This is a genomic window from Acidovorax sp. HMWF029 (assembly GCF_003060895.1).
Classification (GTDB): domain Bacteria; phylum Pseudomonadota; class Gammaproteobacteria; order Burkholderiales; family Burkholderiaceae_C; genus Acidovorax.
In genome coordinates this window covers 19,675-27,489 of sequence record NZ_QAIH01000107.1, presented here as the reverse complement: position 1 = coordinate 27,489, position 7,815 = coordinate 19,675, and the positions used below count along the sequence as shown (strand labels likewise).

The following is a 7,815-nucleotide window of genomic DNA, read 5'->3' as shown; positions in this document are numbered from 1 at the left end:
GTGTATCCGCCGCCCGTGGGCTACCTGCAGCGCCTGCGCGAGCTGTGCACGCAGCACGGCATTCTCTTGATCTTTGACGAAGTGATCACCGGTTTCTCGCGCGTGGGCGCGCCGTTCGCGGCCCAGGCCTTTGGCGTCATACCGGACCTGATGTCCTGCGCCAAAGGTATGACCAACGGCGCCGTGCCCATGGGAGGCGTGATCGTGGGCAACAGCGTGTACGACGCCTTCATGCAGGGCTCGGCCAACGCGATCGAGCTGTTCCACGGCTACACCTACTCCGCCCACCCGCTGGCCTGCGCGGCGGGCCTGGCCACGTTGGACGTGCACGAGGAGCTCAACCTGGCCGCGCGCGTGCAGGCCATCACCCCGGTGTGGGAGGCCGCGCTGCACGGTCTGCGCGATGCGCCCCACGTGGTGGATGTGCGCAACATTGGCCTGCTGGGTGCCGTGGACCTGGCACCGCGCCCGGGGGCAGCCGGTGCACGCGCCCAGGCCGTGCACATCGCCTGCTTCGAGGCGGGCGTGCTGGTGCGCAACTCGGGCGACACGCTGGTACTCTCGCCCCCGCTGGTGATCAGCGAGGCGCAGATCGGCGAGATGGCGCACAGCATTCGCGCGGCCCTGCAAAGCATCGCCTGAGCCCCTGCCATGCAGGAACATTTGAATTTCTACATCGACGGCGCCTGGGTGCCCGCCCAGGGCACGCGCACGCAGGACGTGATCGACCCGTTCACCGAGCAGCCCGTGGCACGCATCGCCCTCGGAGATGCTTGCGACCTGGACCGGGCCGTGGCTGCCGCACGCCGTGCTTTCCCTGCCTGGGCTGCGCAAAGCCGGGAGCAGCGCCTGGCCGTGCTGCAGGCCGTGATAGCCGCCTACGAGACCCGCATGGATGCCATCGCCATGGCGGTGTCGCTGGAAATGGGTGCGCCGCTCACGCTGGCGCGCCAAGCCCATGCCGTGGCCGGCCTGTCGCACCTGAAGCAGGCCGCCCAGGTGCTGGCGGGCTATGCCTTCGACGAGGTGATCAACCGCACCCGCGTCACGCGCGAACCCATCGGTGTGTGCGGCCTGATCACGCCCTGGAACTGGCCCATGAACCAGATCGCCTGCAAGGTGGCACCCGCCCTGGCTGCGGGCTGCACCGTGGTACTCAAACCCAGCGAGACGGCGCCGCTGTCGGCCCTGCTGTTCGCCCAAGTGCTGCATGAAGCGGGCGTGCCGCACGGGGTATTCAATCTGGTCAACGGTGATGGGCCGGGCGTGGGCGCGGTCATGGCGGCGCACGCGGACATCGACATGATTTCCTTCACCGGCTCCACGCACGCCGGTGTGGCCGTAGCCAAGGCTGCGGCCGACAGCGTCAAGCGCGTGGCGCAGGAGCTAGGCGGCAAGTCGCCTCACCTCATCATGGACGGCGTGGACCTGGTGTCCACCGTGCGCCAGGCTGCGCTGCAGTGCTTTCGCAACAGCGGCCAGTCTTGCAACGCACCCACGCGCCTGCTGGTGCCCACACACCTGCACGCTGCCGCCACGGCCATCGCGGTGGAAGCGGCGCAGTCGCTGCGCCTGGGCGATCCCCGCGATGTCGCCACCACGCTAGGGCCGGTGGCCAATGCCGTGCAGTACGCCAAGGTGCGCGAGTGCATCGCCAACGGCCTGCGCGAGGGCGCACAACTCGCCACCGGCGGCCTGGAGCGACCCGAGGGCCTTTCCCAGGGTTACTTCGTGCAGCCCACGGTCTTTGCCCACGTGGCCAACACCATGGTGGTTGCGCGCGAGGAGATCTTCGGGCCTGTGCTCTGCATCATGCCCTACAGCAGCGAGGAAGAGGCTATTGCAATCGCCAACGACACGGTCTACGGCCTGTCGGCCTATGTGAGCGCGCCCGACTTGGCCCACGCCCGGCGCATTGCACGGCGTCTGCGCGCCGGCATGGTGCACCTCAATGGCGCGCGTGCCGACCATGCGGCGCCATTCGGTGGCTATCGCCAGTCGGGCAACGGGCGCGAGTGGGGGCGCATGGGTTTTGAGGAGTACCTGGAGACCAAGTCCATGTTTGGCTACGAGGAACAGCAGGCCACCTGAACAGGTGCGCTGGGCGGAGAAAGCGTAGAGGCCCTGCCACCGGCCCCATACTCCATTCGGTAGGGGTCGGCACCGAGTGCAGCACAGAGTTGTGGCCGTAGACGTCTTTACTCTCAATCTGCGCGCCAAAGCCCCACAGACACGCCACATGCCGCAGCACCTCCTGCGTGCCGTCGGCCAGCGGGCGGCCCTGTTGCTGGGCGTGACCGACCACCACATCTTCCAAAGCATCTATTTCTTCGACCCGAACGGCATCCGCCTGGAGCTGTCGGCCCAGCTGGCCGACGAAGAGCAGATGGCCAAGGACAGCACCGTAGCCCACGCCCACCTGGCCGAGTGGACGGCCCGCAAGGAGCAGTGGCGCAAGGAGCGCGCCGAAGGCAAGGTGGCAGCGCCGCTCAAGCCGCAGCAGAACGACCGGCCGGAGTTCGTCAAAGGCTGACGGCCCCTGACCCCACCACGTTCCACTACCTTGGCGCAGGGTGGAACGTGACGCCAGCCCAAAAAAATGGTGAAAATGGCCATCCCCGCGCGACTATCAAGCGTTATTAGCTATATATTTAATAGCAAACACCCAGGGCGCTGCGGTGCTGCCGCCTACTGCGGCGGCTTTTGTTACTGCTGTTGCTGCTGCGCCCGCATGATCTGGTGCCGCTGCCAGTAGGCACCCACCACGGCGTTGAACTGGTCTTTTTCCTTGGTGAGGCCGGACAGCTTGATCTTGCTGGTCTTGGCGCCCAGGCCCAGGGCGTTCTTCTCGGGGTGGGTCACGATCAGCGCATTGCCAAAGCTGCTTTCCTTGAACTCCAGCGCCTTCACCGCGTCCCAGAACACCGTGGTCTCGTCGGCCGATGTGCGGATGCCTTCGATGCTGACCTCCACCGTGTTCTCCCCCTTGAGCGCAAACACCACGGGCGGAAAGTAGCGCAGCACCAGCGCGCGCTCTTCGTCGGTGGCGGGTTCGTAGCGGTAGGCCAGGCTGCGCTCGTGGTCTTGCGCAAACTGCTGTTCGTAGTCGTTCCACAGTCGCTGCTCGATCGCGTTGGCCGTCAAAATCTCCTGCACCCAGGTGGTGGCGGGTGCGCGCACGGCGATGGCGCCATAGTCCCGCTCCTTCAGCGCCATGCCCACGTTGCGCAGGCGCTCGGGCATGGCGGGGTGCGAGTCGAAGGGGTGCGGCACGTTGGCCGTTTTCATCGCCTCCAGAAAATCGTCGGACGCCGCATACGGCGCCAGCCCCTGGGCCACAAAGCGGGCGATGCCCAGCGTGGCACCGTCCTGCTGCTCATTGCGGCCAAACAGCTCGTCCTCGATCCTGGCGCGGTATTGCGCATAGGCAGCAATCTTGACCAGCGATTGCGCAATCGCGGCGGGCGAGATGAGCTTGGCGGCAATGCGGTCGGCCTTGAACTCGCGCTCGCGGCTATCGCGCGCCAGGGCAAACTCGAAGATGGTGCGGTACAGGTCGAGCAGTGGCGACGCCACGGCCGAGAGCCCACCGCTGCGGATCGCGTGGCGGTAGTGGTCAAACTGCACCAGCTTCGGGCCCAGCCGGGCGCTGCTCTGGGTGTCGCCGCCGCGCAGGTGGGCCAGCTCATGGCCAAACACGGCATCGGCCTCGGCCTGGTCGAGGATGCGCAGCAGCGGCAGGCTGACAAAAAGCGTACGGCCCGTGAGCGTGTGGTTGCCCACCGTGAGCGGCGCCTCGGTCACAAAAAAGTTGGCGTCGATGCCCGCGACGATGTGCTGCGGCGGATCGGTCTTGAGGCGGCGCGCCATGTGGCGGATGCGCTTCCACAGCAGGGGCGCATCGTCTTCGGACACCAACTCGCCCACGGCACGGTTGTCAAACTGCACGCGTTTGAAGATACCCGCCACCGCCACCAACACGCCCGCCGCCACGGCCAGCCCCACGATGATGATGAGCTTGGGCGAATACTTGTGAAAGAAGAAGGCCGTGACCCAGAACGAAAGCCACACCGCCATCGCCCCCTGCACCACCAGCGCGGCGGCACTGGCCCAGGTGGTCAGGCGCCAGCCCGCCACAAAGCTGGTGTACTGCAGCGTGCGGTCGGCAAAGGCCAGCGCACCCAGGCCCAGCACCACCACCAGCAGCACGCCGCTGGCGACCAGGGTCCAGAACGACACCTTGTGCGCCATGTGGAACTGCCACACGTCGGAGAACCGCTCGCACAGCGCCTCGCGGTACTCCTGCGCCTCGGCAGAGCTGTTGTCGCAAATGGTGGACGGCGGGTTGCTGCGGAAGTAGTCCTTGCGCGCCTGCTTCTCGGCGGGTGGCATGGCCTTTTCGGCGTCGATACGCTGGCTCACGCCAGCCACAAAATCCGCGTCCTGGTCGCGCTGTGCATAGACGCTGAACCCCAAGGTCAACGCCGGGATAAGAAAAAGTGCCAGCAGCGCATAGACAAAGACCTTGGCCAGGCCCGCGCGGAGTGCGGAGGAAAGATGCATGGATGGGACCTATTGGTTATATGTTTTTGACCCGGGCGAAGCATGAAGCTACGCCTCCCTCTCCGAAGGCCCTCTTGCTTCACCGGGCGGGATTATCGAGACGCCACAGCACTCACGTCGAGCGACAAGGTAACAATTGGCGAGAAATGGCCGACAGGCGGAAAGCCCATGGGGTGAAGGCGGGATGCGGGAAGGGCCTGGACGAGGAGAAAAGGCCGCCGGGCACCCGCCGACACTCCCGTAAAATGCCCGGTCCACCCTCTTGACCGCTGAGGCGTGCCCCGCGCCCGCCTCTTCCTTCTGCCAAACCCCATGAGCACGCCCCAAGCACAACCCGGCCTCGACAGCCTGTCCAAGTCCTTTGAACCTGCCGCACTCGAAGCCCACTGGGGCCCCGAATGGGAAAAGCGCGGGTATGGCACCGCAGGCCACCGTGGCACGGGCCAGCCCCAGGCGGGCGAGCCCGCCTTCTCCATCCAGCTGCCGCCGCCCAACGTCACAGGCACGCTGCACATGGGCCATGCGTTCAACCAGACGATCATGGACAGCCTCACGCGCTACCACCGTATGCGCGGCTTCAACACGGTGTGGGTGCCCGGCACCGACCACGCGGGCATTGCCACGCAGATCGTGGTGGAACGCCAGTTGCAGGAGCAAGGCATCAGCCGCTACGACATGGGCCCCACCCCACCCGAAGCGCGCAAGAACTTTGTGAGCAAGGTGTGGGAGTGGAAAGAAAAGTCCGGCAACACCATCACCACGCAGATGCGCCGCATGGGCGACAGCGTGGACTGGAGCCGCGAATACTTCACCATGGACGACAAGCTCAGCGCTGTGGTGACCGACACCTTCGTGAAGCTGTACGAGCAGGGCCTGATCTACCGCGGCAAGCGCCTGGTGAACTGGGACCCCAAGCTGCAGTCCGCCGTGTCGGACCTGGAAGTCGAGAACGAAGAAAAAGACGGCTCGCTCTGGCACATCGCCTACCCGCTGGCCGATGGTTCCGGCAGCCTGACGGTGGCCACCACCCGCCCCGAGACCATGCTGGGCGACGTGGCGCTGATGGTGCACCCTGAGGATGCACGCTACACGCACCTGATCGGCAAGATGGTCAACCTGCCGCTGTGCGACCGCCAGATTCCGGTGATTGCCGACGAGTACGTGGACAAGGAATTCGGCACGGGCGTGGTCAAGGTCACCCCCGCGCACGACCAGAACGACTACGCCGTGGGCCAGCGCCACAAGCTGCCCATGATCGTGGTGCTGACGCTGCAAGCCACCATCAATGAAAACGCGCCCGCCAAGTACCAGGGCATGGACCGCTTTGTGGCCCGCAAGGCCGTGGTGGCCGACCTCGAAGCCATCGGCGCGCTGGTCGAGGTGAAGAAGCACAAGCTCATGGTGCCCATCTGCACCCGCACAGGCCAGGTGGTCGAGCCCATGCTGACCGACCAGTGGTTCGTGGCCATGAGCAAGGTCAGCGACCAGGACCCCACAGGCAAGAGCATTGCACAAAAGGCCATCGACGCCGTGGCCAGCGGCGAGGTGACCTTTGTGCCCGAGAACTGGGTCAACACCTACAACCAGTGGATGAACAACATCCAGGACTGGTGCATCAGCCGCCAGCTGTGGTGGGGCCACCAGATTCCGGCCTGGTACGACGAAGACGGCAACGTGATCGTGGCCCGCAACGAAGCCGAGGCGCAGGCCAAGGCCCCGGGCAAGCAGCTGCGCCGCGACGAGGACGTGCTGGACACCTGGTACTCGTCCGCGCTCGTGCCCTTCAGCACCATGGGCTGGCCGAACCAAGGCACCGCCGACACCGACGACTTCAACCTCTACCTGCCCAGCACCGTGCTGGTCACGGGCTACGACATCATCTTTTTCTGGGTCGCCCGGATGATCATGATGACCACACACTTCACGGGCCGCGTGCCCTTCAAGCATGTGTACATCCACGGCCTGGTGCGCGACGCGCAGGGCAAGAAGATGTCCAAGTCCGAAGGCAACGTGCTCGACCCGGTGGACCTGATCGACGGCATTGCCCTTGAGCCCCTGCTCGACAAGCGCACCACCGGCCTGCGCAAGCCCGAGACGGCACCCACCGTGCGCAAGAACACGCAAAAGGAATTCCCCGAGGGCATTCCGGCCTATGGTGCCGATGCGCTGCGCTTCACCTTTGCTGCGCTCGCGTCGCTGGGCCGCAGCATCAACTTTGACAGCAAGCGCTGCGAGGGCTATCGCAACTTCTGCAACAAGCTCTGGAACGCCAGCCGCTTTGTGCTGATGAACTGCGAAGGCCAGGACTGCGGCCTGAAGGAACACACCAAGGAAGAGTGCCAGCCCGGCGGCCCCGCCCACGGCTACATGCAGTTCAGCCAGGCCGACCGCTGGATCACCTCGCTGCTGCAAAAGACCGAGGCCGAAGTCGCCAAGGGCTTTGAGGAATACCGCCTGGACAACGTGGCCAACACGATCTATGACTTTGTCTGGAACGAATACTGCGACTGGTACCTGGAAATTGCCAAGGTGCAGATCCAGAATGGCACCGAAGCCCAGCAGCGCGCCACGCGCCGCACACTGATCCGCACGCTCGAAGCCATTCTGCGCCTGGCCCACCCCATCATCCCGTTCATCACCGAAGCCCTGTGGCAGGTGGTGGCACCTGTGGCCGGCATCCCCGGCGAGTCGGTCAGCATCGCCCGCTATCCGCAGGCCCAACTGGAAAAGATCGACGAGGCTTCGATAGCCCACATGGGCCGCGTGAAGGGCCTGGTGGACGCTTGCCGCGCCCTGCGTGGCGAGATGAACGTGTCCCCGTCCACCCGCCTGCCCCTGTACACCGTGGGTGACACCGACTTCATGCGCGGCGTAGGCCCGGTGCTGCAAGCGCTGGCCAAGCTCAGCGAGGTCAAGGTGTTTGACGACGAGGCCGCCTGGGCCGCTGCCGCGCAGGCCGCGCCTGTGGCCGTGGTGGGCGAAGCCCGCCTGGCGCTGTACATGGAAATCGACGTGGCTGCCGAGAAGGCCCGCCTGTCCAAGGAAATCGCCCGCATCGAGGGCGAGGTGGCCAAGGCCAACAACAAGCTCTCGAACGAAGCCTTTGTGGCCAAGGCGCCCCCTGCAGTGATCGACCAGGAAAAGAAGCGCATCGCCGACTTTGGCGCCACGCTGACCCGCCTGCGCGACCAACTGGGCCGCCTGGGCTGAGTCAATAGACACAGGCCAGTCATCCCCTGGCCTGACACTTGC

Annotated in this window: 4 protein-coding genes and 1 pseudogene; 4 read left to right on the top strand and 1 reads right to left on the bottom strand. The window is 65.5% G+C overall.

The window, feature by feature from the left end; all coding sequences use genetic code 11:
- The 3 genes and pseudogenes from DBR12_RS07285 to DBR12_RS07275 form a co-directional block, all read left to right on the top strand.
- Positions 1-642, top strand: a 642-nt coding sequence (locus DBR12_RS07285; RefSeq protein ID WP_146185493.1) for an aminotransferase class III-fold pyridoxal phosphate-dependent enzyme, incomplete at its 5' end; no start/stop codon positions are given.
- 9 nt (positions 643-651) lie between these two features.
- Positions 652-2,091, top strand: a complete 1,440-nt coding sequence (locus DBR12_RS07280; RefSeq protein ID WP_108616644.1) for an aldehyde dehydrogenase family protein — start codon at positions 652-654, stop codon at positions 2,089-2,091.
- 193 nt (positions 2,092-2,284) lie between these two features.
- Positions 2,285-2,533 (top strand): annotated as a pseudogene (locus DBR12_RS07275) (VOC family protein); the annotation flags it as partial.
- A gap of 173 nt (positions 2,534-2,706) precedes the next feature.
- Here DBR12_RS07275 and DBR12_RS07270 read toward each other — a convergent pair.
- Positions 2,707-4,563, bottom strand: a complete 1,857-nt coding sequence (locus tag DBR12_RS07270; RefSeq protein ID WP_108616643.1) for a M48 family metallopeptidase — start codon at positions 4,561-4,563, stop codon at positions 2,707-2,709.
- Positions 4,564-4,875: 312 nt separating this feature from the next.
- On the opposite strand from DBR12_RS07270, the gene DBR12_RS07265 reads away from it, so the two are divergent.
- On the top strand, positions 4,876-7,773 hold the full coding sequence (locus DBR12_RS07265; protein WP_108616642.1) for a valine--tRNA ligase: 2,898 nt from the start codon (positions 4,876-4,878) through the stop codon (positions 7,771-7,773).
- Positions 7,774-7,815: the final 42 nt, after the last annotated feature.

Coding starts and splice junctions, on each gene's coding strand:
- DBR12_RS07280 (WP_108616644.1), top strand. CDS start 652: ATGCAGGAACATTTGAATTTCTACATCGACGGCGCCTGGGTGCCCGCC.
- DBR12_RS07270 (WP_108616643.1), bottom strand. CDS start 4,563: ATGCATCTTTCCTCCGCACTCCGCGCGGGCCTGGCCAAGGTCTTTGTC.
- DBR12_RS07265 (WP_108616642.1), top strand. CDS start 4,876: ATGAGCACGCCCCAAGCACAACCCGGCCTCGACAGCCTGTCCAAGTCC.